The organism is Stenotrophomonas sp. HMWF003, from assembly GCF_003061285.1.
Lineage (GTDB): Bacteria > Pseudomonadota > Gammaproteobacteria > Xanthomonadales > Xanthomonadaceae > Stenotrophomonas > Stenotrophomonas maltophilia_AP.
In genome coordinates, this window is the sequence record NZ_QAIW01000346.1 from 1 (window position 1) to 18,060 (window position 18,060).

Here is an 18,060-nt window from a genome sequence, read left to right on the forward strand (position 1 = left end):
TTGCGGGGGTGTGAGCTGCATGGATGCGGCGACCAAGCCCCCAAGGACGGGTTTACCGCGTCCCCCGCAAGCTCGCCCCGACCTGCCAGTCCCGCGAGCGCGCATACGCCCGCGCGTCGCCGAAAACCAAAAGCGCCGGGCAAAGCCCGGCGCCAGGTGGTACGTCGATCAGAGGGTGGCGTTACGCCAGCAACCCTTCCGGCAACTGCATGGTGATGCAGTGCAGGCTGCCGTTCTGCCAGATCAGCGAGCGGCACGGCACCGGGACGACTTCGCGGTCCGGGTAGGCCTGGGCCAGCACCGCGCGGGCGGCTTCGTCGGCGACATCCCCGTAGGCCGGCATCAGCACCGCGCCGTTGAGGATCAGGTAGTTGGCGTAGGACGCAGCCAGGCGGCGGCCATCGTCGATCACCGGCTGTGCCCACGGCAGCGGGAACAGGCGGTACGGCGCACCGTCGGCGGTCCGCAGCGCGGCCAGTTCGTTGCCCATCGCCTGCAGTTCGGCGAAGTGCGAATCGCTGCTGTCATCGCAGGCCTGGTAGACGATGCTGTCCACCGAGGCGAAGCGTGCCAGCGTGTCGATGTGGGCGTCGGTGTCGTCGCCTTCCAGGTAACCGTGGTCCAGCCACAGCACGCGGTCCTGCTGCAGCCAGCCGGCCAGGTCGGTGCTGAGCGAGGCGCGGTCGCGGTCCGGGTGGCGCTCGTGCAGGCACTGCCAGGTGGTCAGCAGCGTGCCCGCACCGTCGGTTTCGATCCCGCCGCCTTCCAGTGCGAACGGAATGCTCTGCACCTCCGCGTTCGGCGCGAACACGCCCGCGGCGTGCAGGACGCCGACCAGCTGGTCGTCCAGGCTTGCGTCGAACTTGCCGCCCCAGCCGGTGAAGCGGAAATCGAGCAGGCGGAAGCCGCCGTCGGCGCGCTTGAGCGTGATCGGGCCGGAATCGCGCAGCCAGGTGTCGTCGTACTGCGCGGTGACGAACCGGACCCGGTCCATGTCGATCCGGTTGGAGCGCAGGCGCGCATCGGCGTAGGCCTCCAGGTCATCGTCGGCAACGATGATCAGCACCGGCTGGAAGCGGGTGATGGCCGCCACCAGGGCGATGTAGGTGTCCTCGACGTCACCCAGGCGGTCGGCCCAGTCGGTGTCGGCGTGGGGCCAGGCGATCAGGATGGCGGACTGGGTTTCCCATTCGGCCGGAAAGCGGAGCGTGTCGTTCATGGTCTCGGTGCGATGGCCCGCCGTGCGGCGGGCGGGGGAAAGGAAAAAATCAGCGGATCGGCGGCTTCGGGCCGACCTCGTTGGCGTCGGCCTTGTTGGCCACCACGTCGATCACCTTCTGCTTCTCGAAGTAGACGGTGAACTGCGGGTACACCCAGCGGTTGATGGTCGGCCACTGGCGCTTCTGTCCGCCGCGCGGCTCCAGGCGCTCGCCCGGGTCCCCGAACTGCGACTGCACCTGCTGCATGCTCTGGCCGCGGACGGGCAGGGCGGTGGCGGGCTTTTCCTGGCTGCGGTCGATCAGCAGCGTGTCGGCGTGGGCGCTGGCGCAGGCCAGCAGGGCCAGCAATGGCAGGGTGGTCAGGTAACGCTTCATCTCGATCTACTCCCCAGTGGTCAAGAATACGGAAGAGGCCACGACCGACGGTCGTGGCCCACCCGGCGATTACAACAAAAACGGCAATAAAAAACCGCCCGGAGGCGGTTTTTTATTCAGGTTGGTCGCGGCCGTGGGGCCGTGACGCCTTCAGGCTCAGCGCTGGCGAGCCTTGAAACGCGGGTTCGACTTGCAGATCACGAAGATCTTGCCGCGGCGACGGACGACCTTGCAGTCGCGGTGACGAGCCTTGGCGGACTTCAGGGAAGACAGGACTTTCATTGCATACCTCGGCGTAAACGTTGGATTCGGTTGGAGCGCGGCCGCGATATGCAGATGACAATCGGCAGGTGACGCCCGTTCAAGCCCGCAATTGTACCGGTCTTTTTTCCATCCTTTCAAGTGGTTGCACGAAAAAGGTCTCGGGCGCCCCCGGGCGGGGGCTAGAATGGGCGGTCCATTCCACAGGGAAACCCATGAACCAGCTTCCTCCCGTGCTCACCATCGACGGCCCGTCCGGGGCCGGCAAGGGGACCGTCAGCCGCATTGTCGCACGCCGCCTGGGCTGGCATTACCTGGATTCTGGCGCCCTGTATCGCGCCGTGGGCGTGGCCGCCAGCTGGGCCGATATCGACACTTCCGACGCCTCGGCGCTGGTGCGCTGCACCTTCGACACCCATGTCCGGTTCGTCGAAGCAGCCGATGGCGGGCTGCGGGTGGTGGTCAACGATACCGATGCCACCGATGAGCTGCGCCTGGAGACCACCGGCGCGCTGGCCTCGGCCATTGCGGCCATCCCGGAGGTGCGGGCCGCCCTGAAAGAGCGCCAGCGCGCATTCAGGGTTCTGCCGGGCCTGGTCGCCGACGGCCGCGACATGGGCACGGTGATCTTCCCCGACGCCCCATTCAAGGTCTTCCTGACCGCCAGCGCCGAGGAGCGTGCCGGGCGCCGGCATAAGCAGTTGAAAGACAAGGGGGTTTCTGTTAACTTTGAAGACCTCCTGCGCGAGATCATGGCCCGCGACGCCCGTGATGCACAGCGCACAGTGGCGCCCCTGAAGCCGGCAGACGATGCCGTCATCATCGACACCAGTGGCATCGGCATCGACGCAGTCGTTGCCAATGTGTTGGATCTGCTTCCGGTTTCGGGTGCCTGATCCGTTGTACAGGAGAACCGCCAGCCCATCGGCGGTGTCGCACATCGCAAGGCAACAAAAGCTCCGTCCCGCAATAGTGCGTGGCGGTTTTCCTACTTAACACACGACTCGCCGTACCGGGGTCGACCAACAGGCGGGCAGTAAGCGGTTCCCTTCGGGGGCCAATGCCCATGTGTCCAACAGAGTAAATCTAATGACCGAATCATTTGCAGAGCTGTTCGAAGCCAGTCAGGCCAATCTGGCCAAGCTGAAGCCGGGCTCGATCGTCAGCGGTGTCGTTGTTGAAGTCCGCGGCGATGTCGTGGTGATCAACGCCGGCCTGAAGTCCGAAGGCATCGTGCCGATCGAACAGTTCCGTAACGACGCTGGCGAGATCGACGTTGCTGAAGGCGACGTCGTCAAGGTCGCCCTCGATTCCATCGAGAACGGCTTCGGTGAAACCGTCCTGTCGCGCGAGAAGGCCAAGCGCGCGATGGTGTGGGACGAGCTGGAAGAAGCGTTGGAAAAGAACGAAACCATCACCGGTCGCATCAGCGGCAAGGTCAAGGGTGGTTTCACCGTGGACATCAAGGATGTCCGCGCGTTCCTGCCGGGTTCCCTGGTCGATGTGCGCCCCGTGCGCGATCCGGCCTACCTGGAAGGCAAGGAGCTGGAATTCAAGCTCATCAAGCTGGACCGCAAGCGTAACAACGTCGTGGTGTCGCGCCGCGCTGTCGTCGAAAGCGAGCACTCGGAAGAGCGCGAGCAGCTGATGGACAAGCTGCAGGAAGGCGCGATCCTGAAGGGTGTCGTCAAGAACCTGACCGATTACGGCGCATTCGTGGACCTGGGCGGTATCGACGGCCTGCTGCACATCACCGACATGGCCTGGAAGCGCGTGCGCCATCCGTCCGAAGTCGTGAACGTCGGCGACGAGCTGGACGTCCGCGTGCTGAAGTTCGACCGCGAGCGCAACCGCGTTTCGCTGGGTCTGAAGCAGCTGGGCGAGGATCCGTGGGACAACATCGCCCGTCGTTACCCGGCCAACAGCCGCGTGTTCGGCAAGGTCTCCAACGTCACCGATTACGGCGCATTCGTCGAGATCGAGCCGGGCGTCGAAGGTCTGGTGCACGTCTCCGAAATGGATTGGACCAACAAGAACGTCAACCCGTCCAAGGTTGTGCAGGTCGGTGACGAAGTTGAAGTCATGGTCCTGGACGTCGACGAGGAGCGTCGCCGCATCTCGCTGGGCATGAAGCAGGTTGCCGCCAATCCGTGGGAAACCTTCGCTGCCATCCACAAGAAGGGCGACAAGGTGTCGGGCCAGATCAAGTCGATCACCGACTTCGGCATCTTCATCGGCCTGGACGGCGGTATCGATGGCCTGGTGCACCTGTCCGACATCAGCTGGAACACCACCGGCGAAGACGTGGTCCGCAACTACAAGAAGGGCGACAACCTGGACGCCGTCGTCCTGGCCGTCGATCCGGAGCGCGAGCGCATCAGCCTGGGCGTCAAGCAGCTGGAGCAGGATCCGTTCGGCCAGTACATGGCTGCCAACCCGAAGGGTTCCAAGGTCGAAGGCGTGGTCAAGGAAGTGGACGCCAAGGGCGCAACCATCGAACTGGCTGACGGCATCGAAGGCTACGTGGCTGCACGCGACGTTGCCAACGAGCGCGTCGACGACGCGACCCAGTTCCTGAAGGTCGGCGACAAGGTGGAAGCCAAGTTCGTGGGCATGGATCGCAAGGGTCGTACCCTGCAGCTGTCCATCAAGGCCAAGGACGACGCGGAAATGCGCGAAGTGCTGGAGGAATACCAGTCCTCTTCGGCATCCAGCGGCACCACCCAGCTCGGCGCGCTGCTGCGTGCACAGCTGAACAGCAACAAGTCCGAGTAATCGGCCTCACGCTGTCGTAGTTTCCTGGACGGCCCGGACATCAGTCCGGGCCGTTTCAGGGTCTGAGTTCCCCCCGAAGAGCCCGTAATGACCAAATCCGAGCTGATCGAAATCCTGGCGCGCCGACAGGCGCATTTGAAGTCGGACGATGTCGATCTGGCAGTGAAGTCGTTGCTGGAAATGATGGGTGGGGCGCTGGCTGGCGGGGATCGCATCGAGATCCGCGGGTTCGGCAGTTTTTCGTTGCACTACCGGCCGCCCAGGCTGGGGCGCAACCCCAAGACCGGGGAATCGGTCGCGTTGCCGGGCAAGCATGTCCCGCACTTCAAACCAGGCAAGGAACTGCGCGAGCGCGTCAGCGCCGTGGTGCCGCTGGAAAGCGACCCCGCGTAGAGCGGACCATTGGTCTGCTGCTTTTTCGTTCCGGGCCTCTTTTGTCCCGCTGCTCTATATTCCGCTACTCTTGAATCTCCCGGAACTGGAGCTGCTCCATGAAAGTCGTACGTCTCCTTATCCTGCTGGCGGTTCTCGTCGCCGGGCTCATCATCGGTGCGCTCAACTCGGACAAGATGGTCTTGAGTCTGGGCTTTACCCAGATCACCACTACCACCGGCCTGGCGATCATTGTCGCCCTGTTGTCCGGTGCCATCATCGGCGGCGGCATCGTGCTGGCCAGCCTGGTGATCCCGTTGTACGCCAAGCTGCGCAAAGCGCAGAAGGCCAGCCCGACCGTGGTCGTGGCACCTGCCTCCACCCCTTCTTCTCCTTTCGACGGACGCTGAGCCCCGATGGAATTTGTCTCCGAGTGGTTCTGGTTCTTCCTGTTCCTTCCGCTGGCCGCGTTGTCCGGCTGGGTGATCGGGCGTCGCGGCGGTCAGCGCCATGGCGACAACCAGGTCAGCCGCCTGTCCAGCACCTATTTCCGTGGCCTGAACTACCTGCTCAACGAGCAGCCGGACAAGGCCATCGAGCTGTTCCTGCACATCGCCGAGCTGGACAAGGAAACCTTTGAGACCCAGGTCGCACTGGGCCATCTGTTCCGCCGCCGCGGTGAAGTGGACCGCGCCATCCGCCTGCACCAAGGGCTGGTCAACCGCGCCGACCTGACCGACGCACAGCGCGTCCAGGCGCTGCTGGCACTGGGCGAGGACTACATGAAGTCCGGCCTGCTGGACCGCGCCGAAACCGTGTTCACCGAATTGGCCCAGCTCGACCAGCGGGCGCCGCAGGCGCTCAAGCACCTGATCGGCATCTACCAGGCCGAGCGCGACTGGGAAAAGGCGATCGACAACGCCAGCCGCTTCGAAGAGGTCACCGGCGAGCCGATGGGCAAGCTGATCGGGCAGTTCGAGTGCGAGCTGGCCGAGCGCTTCCGTGGCGCCGGCAAGATCGAAGAGGCGAGGGCGGCCATCGCGCGCGCCTACCAGGCCGATGCCATGTCGGTCCGCGCCGGCATCATCGAAGGGCGCCTGGAAACCGATGCCGGCAATGCCGAAGCGGCCGTGCGCGCGTTCGAGCGGGCGGCCCGCAACGATCCCGAGTACCTGCCCGAGGTGCTGCAGCCGCTCATGCAGAACTACCGCAAGGTCGGCGACCTCGGGGGTGCGCGTGCGTTCCTGTCGGAGATGACCGAGCACTATCGCGGCATCGCCCCGGTGCTGGCGTTGACCCAGTTGATGGAAGAGCAGGAGGGCGTGGCCCCGGCCCGTGCCTACCTGGGGCGCCAGCTCAAGGACCGCCCGTCGGTACGCGGCGAGTCGGCGCTGATCGACCTGACCCTGGCCGAAGGTGCCGACTCCACGGCTACCCTGCACGACCTCAAGCACATCACCGACCAGCTGCTGGTGCGCAATCCCGCCTACCGCTGCACCCGCTGCGGCTTCGGCGCCCGTACCCACCATTGGCAATGCCCCAGCTGCAAGGAGTGGGGAACCGTGAAGCCGCTGCTGAACTACGCGGTGCTTTAAGCCATGCCCGTGGCCTGGATGATCGGTCTGCCAGCGGTGCTGGCGATCGCGGCGGCGCTCACCTGGGGCGCGCGCCACTACGCGCTGCGCCGCAACCTGATGGACCAGCCGGGCGAACGTCGCAGCCATGGCGTGGCCACGCCACGCGGGGGCGGTATCGCCATCGTGCTGACCCTGCTGCTGGCGGCCGTCACGGCCGCCGTGGTCTGGCCGGCCGCCCGCACGACGCTGGGGGTGTTCAGCCTGGGACTGGCACTCGTAGCCGGCATTGGCTGGTGGGACGACCACCGCCCGCTGCCGGCCCTCCGCCGGCTGCTGGTGCACATGGTCGCCGCAACCCTGATCGGCGCCCTGGTCTGGCAGGCCAGCGGGAGCGTGGTACACGCGGTACTGGCGATGCTGTTCACCACCTCGCTGGTCAACATCTGGAATTTCATGGATGGCATCAACGGCATCGCCACCAGCCAGGCGATCCTGGCCGGGCTGGCCTTCGCCATGGTGATGCCGCTGCCGTTCGCCCTGGCCGGCGTGGTGCTGGCCTTGGCGTGCCTGGGCTTCCTGCCGTTCAATTTCCCGCGGGCACGCATCTTCATGGGGGACGTCGGCAGCGGCGCGCTGGGCTATGCCATCGCCGCCCTGGTGTGCCTGGCCAGCGTGGTCACCGAGATCAACTGGCTGCTGTTGCTGGTGCCGCTGTCGGCCTTCCTCGTGGACGCAGGCTTCACACTGCTGTCGCGCATGCTGTCCGGGCAACGGTGGATGGACGCCCACACCCAACATCTGTACCAGCGTGCGATCAAGAGTGGTGCAAGTCACACCTTGGTGACTGCGCTGTATTTTGTTTTTGGCCTGTTCAGTATTACAGTGTTTAATGCTTGCAGTGATCTGCAGCCGAGGTGGGAGGCTGCCGTAGCGGGTGCGTGGATGATCTTCGCGACCGGCTTGTGGCTACTCCTGCGCAATGGATTGCGCAACTAGAAGGATTGTTTGTTTTATGACGCCTTGGCAGGACCGTCTCACCAGTTTGCTCCCGCGCGCCGCCATCGTGGCCCACGACCTGTTCATGGTCTGGGCGTGCTGGCAGCTGCTGCATGCCGGCCGCTATTCGATGCTGGCCGATGCCCCCTCCCTGCCGCTCTGGAACATCGACACCTCGCTGGTGCTGGCGATCCAGGCCGTGGTGTTCTGGCGGGTGGGCCTGTACCGCGGCCTGTGGCGCTTTGCCAGCGTGGCCGACCTGCTCAACATCTTCAAGGCCAGCTTCATCGGCCTGTTGGCCATTGTCGTGGCCCTGGCCTACAAGCGCTTCGCCGGCGTGCCGATGTCGGTGCTGGTGATCTATCCGTTCGCGCTGTCGGCCCTGCTCGGCGCCCCGCGCCTGCTGTATCGCGCGTGGAAGGACTACCAGTCGCTGCAATCGGATGCGAGTGCGCGCCGCGTGCTGATCTTGGGCGCCGGCCAGGCGGCCGAAGCCCTGGTCCGTGACCTGCGCCGTTCAGGCGATTTCCACCCGGTCGGCCTGCTCGACGATGCGCCGCACCTGCAGGGTGCCAAGCTGCAGGGGCTGCCCATCCTGGGCACGTTGGACGATGCCCCGTCGGTGGTGCGCGAGACCGCGGCCAAGCTGCTGGTGATCGCCATCCCGTCGCTGGATGCGGTCGGCATGCAGCGGGTGGTCGCGCTCTGCGAAGCCACCGGCGTGCCCTTCCGGATGGTGCCCAAGCTCAACGATGTGCTGCTCGGGCATTCGCTGCCCGGTGAACTGAAAGAGGTCGCCATCGAGGACCTGCTCGGGCGCAAGCCGATCCTGCCGGACTGGTCGCTGATCCGCGGCTGGCTGGGCGGGCGTACCGTGCTGGTAACTGGCGCAGGTGGCTCGATCGGTTCGGAGCTGTGCCGCCAGTGCGCGCGCCACGGTGCCGGCCGGATCATCCTGCTTGAAATGAGCGAGCTGCTGCTGCTTACCATCGAAGCCGAGCTCACGCGCAGCTTCCCGGACCTGGACGTGCAGGCCGTGCTGGGCGACTGCGGCGATCCGTCGGTGATCCGGCATGCGCTGTCGCTGGCAAGCGTGGATGCGGTCTTCCATGCGGCGGCCTACAAGCAGGTGCCGGTGCTGGAGCGCCAGCTTCGCGAAGCAGTGCGCAACAACATTCTGTCGACCGAAACGGTGGCGCGGGCCTGCGTGGAAGCGCGCATCGAGCATTTCGTGTTCATCTCCACCGACAAGGCGGTCGATCCGGTCAACGCGCTGGGCGCCAGCAAGCGCTACGCGGAAATGATCTGCCAGAGCCTGGACCAGAAAACCAATCACACGCGGTTTGTCACGGTGCGCTTCGGCAACGTGCTGGCCTCGGCCGGCAGCGTGGTGCCGTTGTTCCGCGACCAGATCATGAAGGGCGGGCCGGTGACCGTGACCGATCCGGAGGTCACCCGTTACTTCATGACCATTCCCGAGGCCTGCCAGTTGATCCTGCAGGCGGCCGCGTCGGCATCGCATGGCGCGATCTACACGCTGGACATGGGCGAGCCGGTGCCGATCCGGGTGCTGGCCGAGCAGATGATCCGTCTGGCCGGCAAGCAGCCCTACAAGGACATCGCGATCATCTACACCGGGCTGCGTCCGGGCGAGAAGCTGCACGAGACCTTGTTCTATTCCGACGAGGACTACCGGCCGACCGCGCATCCCAAGATTCTCGAAGCCGGTGTGCGCACGTTCGCGCGCGATCAGGTGCTGGGCAACGTACCGCGCCTGCGCGAGGCCATCGCAACCTACGACACCGATGCCATCAACAGCATCCTGTTCGCGACCATGCCGGAGTTCTCGCCCCTGCAACAAGACGATCACGTCGCCTCGGCTAAAGTACTTCCCTTCCCGGCACGAGAGGCCAACAGGCTGTGACGAACAAGCGTATTCGCAAGGCGGTTTTCCCCGTGGCAGGACTGGGTACCCGGTTCCTTCCCGCAACCAAGACGGTGCCCAAGGAGATGCTCCCGATCATCGATCGGCCGCTCATCCAGTACGCCGTCGACGAGGCGATCGAAGCTGGCTGCGACACCTTGATCTTCATCACCAACCGCTACAAGCATGCGGTGGCCGATTATTTCGACAAGGCCTACGAGCTGGAACAGAAGCTCGAACGCGCCGGCAAGCTGGAACAGCTGGAACTGGTACGCCACGTGTTGCCCAATGGCGTGCGTGCGATCTTCGTCACCCAGGCTGAAGCGCTGGGCCTGGGCCACGCAGTGCTGTGCGCCAAGGCGATTGTCGGTGACGAACCCTTTGCGGTGCTGCTGCCCGACGACCTGATCTGGAACCGTGGCGATGGTGCGCTCAAGCAGATGGCCGATGCGAACCAGGCCAGCGGTGCCAGCGTCATCGCGGTGGAAGACGTGCCGCATGAGAAGACCGGCAGCTACGGCATCGTCGCCACCGAGGCGTTCGATGGCCGCCAGGGCCACATCAGCGCGATCGTCGAGAAGCCCAAGCCGGAAGACGCGCCCAGCGACCTGGCCGTGGTCGGCCGGTATGTCCTGAGCCCGAAGATTTTCGAGCTGCTCGAAGCCACCGGCACCGGTGCCGGCGGTGAAATCCAGCTCACCGACGCCATCGCCGAGCTGCTCAAGAGCGAGCCCGTGGACGCGTACCGTTTCGAAGGCACGCGCTTCGATTGCGGCACGCACCTGGGTCTGGTCGAAGCCACCATCCGCTTTGCGTTGAACAACGACAAGCTGGCCGGCCCGGCGCGCGAGATCATGAAGAAGGCGCTCGCCGAAGGCTGATCGCAATCGCGATCACCCGGTAGATACCGACCGTTGGTCGGTACACACGCCAACAAAAAGGGCAGCCTTGCGGCTGCCCTTTTTGCATTTCGTCGGTGTTCCCGCATCGACCAACGGTCGATGCCGCCCAGCGGGGCAGGGTGCCGGCCTTGGGGCCGGCACCGCCCACTACATCACAGCGACTCGAAGATGCCTGCCGCGCCCATGCCGGTGCCGATGCACATGGTCACCATGCCGTACTTCTGCTGGCGACGGCGCAGGCCGTGCAGCAGGGTGGCGGTACGGATCGCGCCGGTCGCGCCCAGCGGGTGGCCCAGGGCGATGGCGCCGCCCAGCGGGTTGACCTTGGACGGGTCCAGGCCGCAATCGCGGATCACCGCCAGCGACTGCGCGGCAAAGGCTTCGTTGAGCTCGATCCAGTCCAGCTGGTCCTGGGTCAGGCCAGCCTGCTTCAGCGCCTTGGGGATCGCGGCGATCGGGCCGATGCCCATCACTTCCGGGCGCACGCCGGCAACGGAGAAGCTGACAAAGCGGGCCAGCGGCTTCAGGCCGTAGTCCTTGACCGCCTGTTCGGAGGCCAGCAGCACGGCGCCGGCGCCGTCGCTCATCTGCGACGAGTTGCCGGCCGTGACGGTGCCGCCGAACTGGCCGTTGCGGAACACCGGGCGCAGCTTGGCCAGGCCTTCAGCGGACGAATCCAGGCGCGGGCCTTCATCGGTATCGACGATCGTGTCGCGGGTGATGATGCGGCGGCCGTCGGCCAGGTCGGGCTGGCGGGTGCGCACGTCGTAGGGGCTGATCTCGTCCTTGAAGTCGCCGTTCTGGATCGCGGCGATGGCCTTCTGGTGCGAGGCGAGGGCGAAGGCGTCCTGCTCCTCGCGCGAGACCTTCCACTCTTCGGCGACCTTCTCGGCGGTGATGCCCATGCCGTAGGCGATGGCGACGTGGTCGTTGTCGAACACGCTCGGGGCCATGGCGATCTTGTTGCCCATCATCGGCACCATCGACATCGACTCGGTACCACCGGCCAGCATCAGGTCGGCATTGCCCAGGCGGATCTGGTCGGCGGCCATGGCCACGGCCTGCAGGCCGGAGGAGCAGAAGCGGTTGACCGTCTGCGCGGCGATGGTGTCGGGCAGGCCGGCCAGCAGCACGCCGATGCGGGCCACGTTCATGCCCTGCTCGGCCTCCGGCATCGCGCAGCCGATGATGGCGTCATCGATGCGGTTGACGTCGATGCCCGGGGCCTGCGCGACCACCGAGCGGAGCACGTGGGCGAGCATGTCGTCGGGACGGGTGTTGCGGAACACGCCCTTGGGCGCCTTGCCTACCGGGGTGCGGGTGGCGGCGACGATGTAGGCGTCCTGGATTTGCTTGGTCATTGCAGTGATCTCTTGAATGTAGGGACAGGTGTGCCGACCAACGGTCGGCACCGACCGGGCGCGGACGGGGGCCGTCGCGCCCGGCGCGCCATCAATTGCGCAGCGGCTTGCCGGTCTTGAGCATGTGCGCGATGCGGGCCTGGGTCTTTTCCTGCTGGGCCAGTTCGACGAAGTGCTTGCGCTCCAGGGTCAGCAGCCACTCTTCGTCCACCAGCGTGCCGCGGTCCACTTCGCCACCGCAGAGCACGGTGGCGATGCGCACGGCGATTTCGTAGTCGTACGGACTGATGAAACGACCTTCCAGCATGTTGACCAGCATCATCTTGAAGGTGGCGATGCCGACGTCGCCGGCCACCTGGATGCGGCGGGCCGGCATCGGCGGACGGTAGCCGCCTTCGGCCAGCGCCTGCACTTCGGCCTTGGCGATATGCAGCGCTTCGAAGCTGTTGAACACCACCTTGTCGGTGGCGCGCATCAGGCCCAGTTCCTTGGCGTTGACCGCCGAGTTGGAGACCTTGGCCATGGCCACGGTTTCGAAGGTCTTCTTCAGTTCGGCGAACACGTCACCGCCCGGGCCGGCAGCCTGCGAGGCGCGCACGGCCAGTTCCTTCAGGCCGCCACCGGCCGGCAGCAGGCCGACGCCCGCCTCGACCAGGCCGATGTAGCTTTCCAGTGCGACCACGCTCTTGGCGCTGTGCATCTGGAACTCGCAGCCACCGCCCAGGGCCAGGCCGCGCACGGCGGTCACCACCGGCACCAGCGCGTACTTGATCGCCTGGCTGGTGCGCTGGAAGTTGTGCACCATCTCTTCGAACTGGTCGACCTTGCCGGCCTGCAGCAGGCCGAGCGCGCCCGCCAGGTCGGCACCGGCGGAGAAAGGTTCCTTCTGCTGCCAGATCACCAGGCCCTTGTAGTCCTTCTCGGCGCGCTTGATCGCTTCCTGCAGGCCGTTGAGCACGTGGTCGGAGACGGTGTTCATCTTGGTCTTGAAGCTGACCACCGCGATCCCGTCGCCGTCGTGCCACATGCGCACGCCGTCGTTCTCGAACACGGTTTCGCCCGGGGCGAACGTTTCGCCCAGCAGCGGATCCGGGAAGCGCTGGCGCTGGTAGACCGGCAGCGCCGAGCGCGGCAGCTTGGCGTTGCGGGTCGGGCTGTAGCTGCCTTCGGCGGCGTGCACGCCGTCGCGGCCGTCGAACACCCAATCGGGCAGCGGCGCATTGCTCATGCTCTTGCCGGCCACGATGTCATCGGCGATCCACTGCGCCACCTGCTTCCAGCCGGCGGCCTGCCAGGTTTCGAACGGGCCCAGCGACCAGCCGTAGCCCCAGCGGATGGCCAGGTCGACGTCGCGCGCGGTTTCGGCGATGTCGGCCAGGTGGTAGGCGCTGTAGTGGAACAGGTCGCGGAAGGTCGCCCACAGGAACTGCGCCTGCGGGTGCTGGCTTTCGCGCAGCTTGGCGAACTTCTCGGCCGGGTTCTTGATCTTCAGGATCTCGACCACTTCCGGTGCGGCGGTGCGGTCGGCCGGGCGGTAGTCCTGCTTCTCCAGATCGAGGACGACGATGTCCTTGCCGACCTTGCGGAAGATGCCGGCACCGGTCTTCTGGCCGAGCGCGCCCTTGGCGATCAGCGCGTCCAGCCACTTCGGCGACGTGAAGAATTCATGCCACGGATCGTCGGGCAGGGTGTCGCCCATGGTCTTGATCACGTGCGCCATGGTGTCCAGGCCGACCACGTCGGAGGTGCGGTAGGTCGCCGACTTCGGGCGGCCGACCAGCGGACCGGTCAGGCCGTCCACTTCATCGAAGCCCAGGCCGAATTCCTGCGTGTGGTGGATGGTGGACAGGATCGAGAACACACCGATGCGGTTGCCGATGAAGTTCGGGGTGTCCTTGGCGTACACCACGCCCTTGCCCAGCGTGGTGACCAGGAAGGCTTCCAGGCCTTCCAGCACGGCGGCGTCGGTGGTGCTGGCCGGGATCAGTTCGGCCAGGTGCATGTAGCGCGGCGGGTTGAAGAAATGCACGCCGCAGAAGCGGTGGCGCAGCTGCTCGGGCAGCACGTCGGCGAGCTTGTTGATGCCCAGGCCCGAGGTGTTGGAGGCCAGCACGGCGTGGTCGGCCACGAACGGGGCGATCTTCTTGTACAGGTCCTGCTTCCAGTCCATCCGTTCGGCGATGGCCTCGATGATCAGGTCGCAGTCCTTGAGCTGCTCCAGGCCGGTCTCGTAGTTGGCCGGGGTGATCGCCTCGGCGTAGGACTTGCTGGCCAGCGGGGCAGGGCTGAGCTTGCCCAGGTTGGCGATTGCCTTGAGCACGATGCCATCGGCCGGACCTTCCTTGGCGGGAAGGTCGAACAGCACGGTGTCGACGCCGGCGTTGGTCAGGTGGGCCGCGATCTGGGCACCCATGACGCCGGCACCCAGCACGGCGGCGCGGCGGACTAGCAGGGAATTGGACATGTCGATAAGCCTTTGTTGGTCTGGCAGCCGGGCAGGGCCCGGCTCTACGGAGGGTTCAATGGGCAGAGCCCGGCTCTACGGGGTGGAAAGGGAGGTCGACGCAGCGTCGGTGACCGCGCTGGCGCGGAAACCGGCTTCGGCGAAGTGGATCAATTCGCGGGCGGCATGGGCACGATGCGCCGCTTCGGTGACACCGGCGGGTCGCTTGATCAGGCCGAAGTCGGCCATTGCATAGGTCAGCGAGCCGGCCAGGAAGTCCAGCCGCCAGTACAGCTCTTCCTTGCTGAGCTCCGGCACGCAGGCCGCGATGGCCTTGCCGAAGTCGCGCAGCACGTGGCCGTAGTGGTCGGACAGGAACTTGCGCAGGTTGTCGTTCTTCTCCGCGTAGGCGCGGGCGATGACGCGGACGAAGGCGCCCCCGGTCTGGCGGTCCTGGGCCATCGCCAGCGCGGGCTCGACGAAGGCGGCCAGCACCGGGCGCAGCTGGCCGGGGTGCTCGCGGCGGGCCGTGTCCAGCTGGGCCAGGCGGGCGGTGGTCATCTCGTCCATGCGCCGGCGGAACACCTCGTTGACCAGGTTTTCCTTGGAGCCGAAGTGGTAGTTGACCGCCGCGATGTTCACATCGGCCTGGCTGGTGACCTGGCGAAGCGAGGTGCCGGCGAAGCCATGCTGCGCGAACAGCTCCTCGGCGGCGCCGAGAATGCGGTCCTTGGTGGAGAAATGAGCGGGCTTGGCCATGGGTCGGGCAGGGTTCAATCAAACGATTGTTTGATATTAGACCCGGGGCTGCGCGGGCGCATTGTGCGGCGCACAAAAGCGCCGAATCCGTTCATCGTCGTGCCGGGCTCTGCCCGGCGATCCCCGCACCGCCTGAACGGGGGGCGTCGCTTGGCATTCATGGGGTTGCCGGCCAGCGGCCGCCACTACCGCATGGGCGGGTTACACGTTAGAATTGCCTCACGTATATCAGGCTAAGCCCGCGTTTCGACGCGGGTTTTTTTCATGTTACTCTCGGGCCGATCAGTGGCCCGCCCAACGGAGAATTCCCATGGCGCTGGAGCGCACCCTTTCCATCATCAAGCCGGACGCCGTCGCCAAGAACGTCATCGGTGAAATCTACGCCCGCTTCGAAAAGGCCGGCCTGAAGGTCGTCGCCGCCAAGTACAAGCAGCTGTCGCGCCGTGAAGCCGAAGGTTTCTACGCCGTGCACCGCGAGCGTCCGTTCTTCAACGCGCTGGTCGAGTTCATGATCTCCGGCCCGGTGATGATCCAGGCCCTGGAAGGCGACAACGCCGTCCTGGCCCACCGCGACCTGCTGGGCGCCACCAATCCGAAGGAAGCCGCTGCGGGCACCATCCGCGCCGACTTCGCTGAATCCATCGATGCCAATGCCGCCCACGGCTCGGACTCGGTTGAGAATGCCGCGATCGAAATCGCCTACTTCTTTGCCGCGACCGAAGTCGTCTCGCGCTGAGAGTGATGCCGTGAACGAGGTCGTACAGCCAACCGCCATCCCATCCGTGCTCGTTCCGAGCGTGGCTGTGGCCAAGCAGAACCTGCTCGACCTCGATCGCGAGGGTCTGGAGCGCTTCTTCGCCGAGACACTCGGCGAAGCGCGCTACCGTGCCCACCAGGTCATGAAGTGGATCCACCACCATTACGTGACCGATTTCGATGAGATGACCGACCTGGGCAAGGCGCTGCGCGCCAAGCTCAAGCAGCATGCCGAGGTCCTGGTCCCCAACATCGTGTTCGACAAACCGTCCAACGACGGCACCCACAAGTGGCTGCTGGCGATGGGCAACGATGGCAAGAACGCCATCGAGGCGGTCTACATCCCGGACAAGAACCGCGGCACGCTGTGCGTGTCCTCGCAGGTCGGCTGTGCGCTGAACTGCACGTTCTGTTCGACCGCTACCCAGGGCTTCAACCGCAACCTGTCCACCGCCGAGATCATCGGCCAGGTGTGGGTGGCGGCGCGCCACCTGGGCAACATCCCGCACAAGCAGCGTCGTCTCACCAACGTGGTGATGATGGGCATGGGCGAGCCGTTGATGAATTTCGACAACGTCGTGCGCGCCATGAGCGTGATGCGCGACGACCTGGGCTACGGGCTGGCCAACAAGCGCGTGACCCTGTCCACCTCCGGCCTGGTGCCGCAGATCGACCGGCTGTCCGCCGAGAGCGACGTGTCGCTGGCGGTGTCGCTGCATGCGCCCAACGATGCGCTGCGCGAAACCCTGGTGCCGCTCAACAAGAAGTACCCGATCGTCGAGCTGATGGCCTCGTGCGCACGCTACCTGCGAGCAAACAAGCGCCGCGAATCGGTCACCTTCGAATACACCCTGATGAAGGGCATCAACGACCAGCCCGAACACGCCCGCCAGCTGGCGCGGCTGATGCGCCAGTTCGACAACGCCGTGCAGGCGTCGCACTCGGGCAAGGTCAACCTGATCCCCTTCAATCCGTTCCCGGGCACGCGCTATGAGCGCTCCGGCGACACCGAGATCCGTGCCTTCCAGAAGATCCTGCTGGATTCGCAGGTGCTGACGATGGTCCGACGCACCCGCGGCGACGACATCGACGCCGCCTGTGGCCAGCTCAAGGGCCAGGTGATGGACCGCACGCGCCGCCAGGCCGAGTTCAACAAGACGCTCCAGGATGGGAAAAGCCGGGATGCCGCTGCCTGATTTCCGATTGCCAGCCGTTGTTTTCATCGCGCTGGCATTGGTCGGCTGCGGTAAGGAAGGCAAGCGAGCGCCCAGTGCGCCGCTCGGTGTGGCTCCCACCTATGAAGTCCGTGACAGCGCGGCCACGCGCCGCCGGTTGAATTACCAGGACCAGATGACCCTGGCCGACCGGGCCTATCAATCCGGCTCGCTGGCGGCGGCGGAGAAGAACGCCCGGACGGCGCTCAAGCTGGATGGCGACCGGCCCGAGGCCTACCTGATGCTGGCCACGCTGGCTGCCCGGCGCGGCGAGGATGCCGCCGCCGGCGGGCTCTACCGCAAGGCTGCCGAGCTGGCGCCCGAACGCGGGGACGTCCTCAATAATTATGGTGCGTGGTTATGTACACATGGCCGCCCGGCCGAGTCGCTGGTCTGGTTTGACCGCGCGCTTGCCGCGCCGGGCTATGCCACGCCGGCCTCGGCGCTGGCCAATGCCGGTGGCTGTGCGCTGGACGCCGGCCAGTCCGAACGGGCCGCCCGCGACCTGCGTGCCGCCCTGCAGGCCGAGCCGGGCAACGCCTATGCGCTGGAGTCGATGGCGCGCAGCGAGTACGCCCAGGGCCGCTATTTCGAGGCGCGGGCCTTCTCCCAACGTCGTCTTGCGGCTGCACCGGCCACACGTTCCGTGTTACAACTTGCCTCTGAAATCGAGGCGCAGTTGGGTGACACGGTTGCATCGGGTCGCTATCTGCAGCGAATTCGCGACGAATTTCCGCAGGATGCGGCTCCTAATTCCCGGGGTTGAAGCATTGTGATTGATGACCAGACTGTGAACGCTTTTGATGCCGCTGCCGGCTGTGGGGTCCGTCTCCGCCAGGCGCGCGAAGCGGCAGGGCTGACGCTTGAAGCGGTAGGGCAGCAGTTGCACATGCCGGTGCAGGTGGTGAAGTCGCTGGAAGCCGAGCAATGGGACCGCCTTGGCGCCCCGGTGTTCGTGCGCGGCCAGTTGCGCAGCTATGCGCGCCTGCTGAAGATCGATCTGGGCGATGTGCTGGAACAGGCCCGGATCGGGCCGGTGGTGCCGCCGCAGCTGGTCAGCCACACCCATACCCCGCGGGCCCGGCGCATTGCCGAGAGCCTCGGGCGCCGGGTGCTGTATGTGGG

General features: G+C 65.7%; 18 protein-coding genes. 12 read left to right on the forward strand and 6 right to left on the reverse strand.

The annotated features are described in order from the left end of the window. Nucleotides 1–181 precede the first annotated feature (181 nt). The 3 genes from DBR34_RS13890 to ykgO form a co-directional block, all read right to left on the reverse strand. Nucleotides 182–1,219, reverse strand: coding sequence for an agmatine deiminase family protein (locus tag DBR34_RS13890; RefSeq protein WP_128097231.1), 1,038 nt, complete (start codon nucleotides 1,217–1,219; stop codon nucleotides 182–184). Between the two features lie 49 nt (nucleotides 1,220–1,268). Next, a complete protein-coding gene (locus tag DBR34_RS13895; protein WP_038688813.1) occupies nucleotides 1,269–1,595 on the reverse strand; it encodes a hypothetical protein in 327 nt (108 codons plus the stop codon). Nucleotides 1,596–1,751: 156 nt separating this feature from the next. Further along, entirely contained in the window at nucleotides 1,752–1,877 is a 126-nt protein-coding gene (ykgO, locus tag DBR34_RS13900) for a type B 50S ribosomal protein L36 (protein WP_005409283.1), read from the reverse strand. Nucleotides 1,878–2,071: 194 nt separating this feature from the next. Between ykgO and cmk the strand changes: the two genes are divergently transcribed. From cmk to galU, 8 genes are all read left to right on the forward strand, one after another. Beyond that, entirely contained in the window at nucleotides 2,072–2,752 is a 681-nt protein-coding gene (cmk, locus tag DBR34_RS13905; protein WP_038688809.1) for a (d)CMP kinase, read from the forward strand. Nucleotides 2,753–2,945: 193 nt separating this feature from the next. Continuing rightward, entirely contained in the window at nucleotides 2,946–4,631 is a 1,686-nt protein-coding gene (gene rpsA / locus DBR34_RS13910) for a 30S ribosomal protein S1 (RefSeq protein ID WP_038688807.1), read from the forward strand. 87 nt (nucleotides 4,632–4,718) lie between these two features. Then, a complete protein-coding gene (locus DBR34_RS13915) occupies nucleotides 4,719–5,024 on the forward strand; it encodes an integration host factor subunit beta (RefSeq protein WP_017355596.1) in 306 nt (101 codons plus the stop codon). A 98-nt stretch (nucleotides 5,025–5,122) separates the two neighbouring features. Continuing rightward, nucleotides 5,123–5,413 carry a LapA family protein gene (locus tag DBR34_RS13920; RefSeq protein WP_128097232.1) on the forward strand — a complete coding sequence of 97 codons (291 nt, stop codon included), beginning with the start codon at nucleotides 5,123–5,125 and terminating at the stop codon, nucleotides 5,411–5,413. A gap of 6 nt (nucleotides 5,414–5,419) precedes the next feature. Continuing rightward, nucleotides 5,420–6,598 carry a lipopolysaccharide assembly protein LapB gene (gene lapB / locus DBR34_RS13925; protein WP_038688802.1) on the forward strand — a complete coding sequence of 393 codons (1,179 nt, stop codon included), beginning with the start codon at nucleotides 5,420–5,422 and terminating at the stop codon, nucleotides 6,596–6,598. Between the two features lie 18 nt (nucleotides 6,599–6,616). Next, nucleotides 6,617–7,576, forward strand: coding sequence for a glycosyltransferase family 4 protein (locus DBR34_RS13930; protein ID WP_181394016.1), 960 nt, complete (start codon nucleotides 6,617–6,619; stop codon nucleotides 7,574–7,576). Between the two features lie 16 nt (nucleotides 7,577–7,592). Next, a complete protein-coding gene (locus DBR34_RS13935) occupies nucleotides 7,593–9,500 on the forward strand; it encodes a nucleoside-diphosphate sugar epimerase/dehydratase (protein ID WP_181394017.1) in 1,908 nt (635 codons plus the stop codon). Next, nucleotides 9,497–10,381: a UTP--glucose-1-phosphate uridylyltransferase GalU gene (gene galU / locus DBR34_RS13940; protein WP_128097234.1), complete on the forward strand. Its 885-nt coding sequence runs from the start codon at nucleotides 9,497–9,499 to the stop codon at nucleotides 10,379–10,381. Before DBR34_RS13935 ends, galU begins: the two co-directional genes overlap by 4 nt. Nucleotides 10,382–10,554: 173 nt before the next feature. Here the strand turns inward: galU and DBR34_RS13945 are convergent, their stop codons facing one another. The 3 genes from DBR34_RS13945 to DBR34_RS13955 all read right to left on the reverse strand — a co-directional run bounded on the left by DBR34_RS13945 (nucleotide 10,555) and on the right by DBR34_RS13955 (nucleotide 14,965). Further along, complete coding sequence (locus DBR34_RS13945; RefSeq protein WP_128097235.1) at nucleotides 10,555–11,763, reverse strand: acetyl-CoA C-acyltransferase; 1,209 nt, start codon at nucleotides 11,761–11,763, stop codon at nucleotides 10,555–10,557. Between the two features lie 91 nt (nucleotides 11,764–11,854). Next, nucleotides 11,855–14,227: a 3-hydroxyacyl-CoA dehydrogenase/enoyl-CoA hydratase family protein gene (locus tag DBR34_RS13950; protein WP_128097236.1), complete on the reverse strand. Its 2,373-nt coding sequence runs from the start codon at nucleotides 14,225–14,227 to the stop codon at nucleotides 11,855–11,857. A 75-nt stretch (nucleotides 14,228–14,302) separates the two neighbouring features. After that, nucleotides 14,303–14,965, reverse strand: a complete 663-nt coding sequence (locus tag DBR34_RS13955; protein WP_128097237.1) for a TetR family transcriptional regulator — start codon at nucleotides 14,963–14,965, stop codon at nucleotides 14,303–14,305. 310 nt (nucleotides 14,966–15,275) lie between these two features. On the opposite strand from DBR34_RS13955, the gene ndk reads away from it, so the two are divergent. The 4 genes from ndk to DBR34_RS23155 form a co-directional block, all read left to right on the forward strand. Next, entirely contained in the window at nucleotides 15,276–15,701 is a 426-nt protein-coding gene (ndk, locus tag DBR34_RS13960) for a nucleoside-diphosphate kinase (RefSeq protein WP_038688788.1), read from the forward strand. A gap of 67 nt (nucleotides 15,702–15,768) precedes the next feature. Next, a complete protein-coding gene (gene rlmN, locus DBR34_RS13965) occupies nucleotides 15,769–16,917 on the forward strand; it encodes a 23S rRNA (adenine(2503)-C(2))-methyltransferase RlmN (RefSeq protein WP_181394018.1) in 1,149 nt (382 codons plus the stop codon). Then, a complete protein-coding gene (locus tag DBR34_RS13970) occupies nucleotides 16,904–17,701 on the forward strand; it encodes a tetratricopeptide repeat protein (protein ID WP_128097239.1) in 798 nt (265 codons plus the stop codon). The genes rlmN and DBR34_RS13970 overlap by 14 nt, the downstream gene beginning before the upstream one ends. Nucleotides 17,702–17,707: 6 nt before the next feature. After that, on the forward strand, nucleotides 17,708–18,060 hold a 353-nt coding region (locus DBR34_RS23155), incomplete at its 3' end, for a helix-turn-helix domain-containing protein (protein WP_258223935.1).

What these genes read in the sequence shown, in the direction of transcription:
- DBR34_RS13955 (WP_128097237.1), bottom strand. Translation starts at nt 14,965, where the DNA reads ATGGCCAAGCCCGCTCATTTCTCCACCAAGGACCGCATTCTCGGCGCC.
- DBR34_RS13890 (WP_128097231.1), bottom strand. Translation starts at nt 1,219, where the DNA reads ATGAACGACACGCTCCGCTTTCCGGCCGAATGGGAAACCCAGTCCGCC.
- DBR34_RS13945 (WP_128097235.1), bottom strand. Translation starts at nt 11,763, where the DNA reads ATGACCAAGCAAATCCAGGACGCCTACATCGTCGCCGCCACCCGCACC.
- DBR34_RS13915 (WP_017355596.1), top strand. Translation starts at nt 4,719, where the DNA reads ATGACCAAATCCGAGCTGATCGAAATCCTGGCGCGCCGACAGGCGCAT.
- ndk (WP_038688788.1), top strand. Translation starts at nt 15,276, where the DNA reads ATGGCGCTGGAGCGCACCCTTTCCATCATCAAGCCGGACGCCGTCGCC.
- DBR34_RS13970 (WP_128097239.1), top strand. Translation starts at nt 16,904, where the DNA reads ATGCCGCTGCCTGATTTCCGATTGCCAGCCGTTGTTTTCATCGCGCTG.
- rpsA (WP_038688807.1), top strand. Translation starts at nt 2,946, where the DNA reads ATGACCGAATCATTTGCAGAGCTGTTCGAAGCCAGTCAGGCCAATCTG.
- cmk (WP_038688809.1), top strand. Translation starts at nt 2,072, where the DNA reads ATGAACCAGCTTCCTCCCGTGCTCACCATCGACGGCCCGTCCGGGGCC.
- DBR34_RS13920 (WP_128097232.1), top strand. Translation starts at nt 5,123, where the DNA reads ATGAAAGTCGTACGTCTCCTTATCCTGCTGGCGGTTCTCGTCGCCGGG.
- ykgO (WP_005409283.1), bottom strand. Translation starts at nt 1,877, where the DNA reads ATGAAAGTCCTGTCTTCCCTGAAGTCCGCCAAGGCTCGTCACCGCGAC.
- lapB (WP_038688802.1), top strand. Translation starts at nt 5,420, where the DNA reads ATGGAATTTGTCTCCGAGTGGTTCTGGTTCTTCCTGTTCCTTCCGCTG.
- DBR34_RS13950 (WP_128097236.1), bottom strand. Translation starts at nt 14,227, where the DNA reads ATGTCCAATTCCCTGCTAGTCCGCCGCGCCGCCGTGCTGGGTGCCGGC.
- DBR34_RS13930 (WP_181394016.1), top strand. Translation starts at nt 6,617, where the DNA reads ATGATCGGTCTGCCAGCGGTGCTGGCGATCGCGGCGGCGCTCACCTGG.
- DBR34_RS13895 (WP_038688813.1), bottom strand. Translation starts at nt 1,595, where the DNA reads ATGAAGCGTTACCTGACCACCCTGCCATTGCTGGCCCTGCTGGCCTGC.
- DBR34_RS13935 (WP_181394017.1), top strand. Translation starts at nt 7,593, where the DNA reads ATGACGCCTTGGCAGGACCGTCTCACCAGTTTGCTCCCGCGCGCCGCC.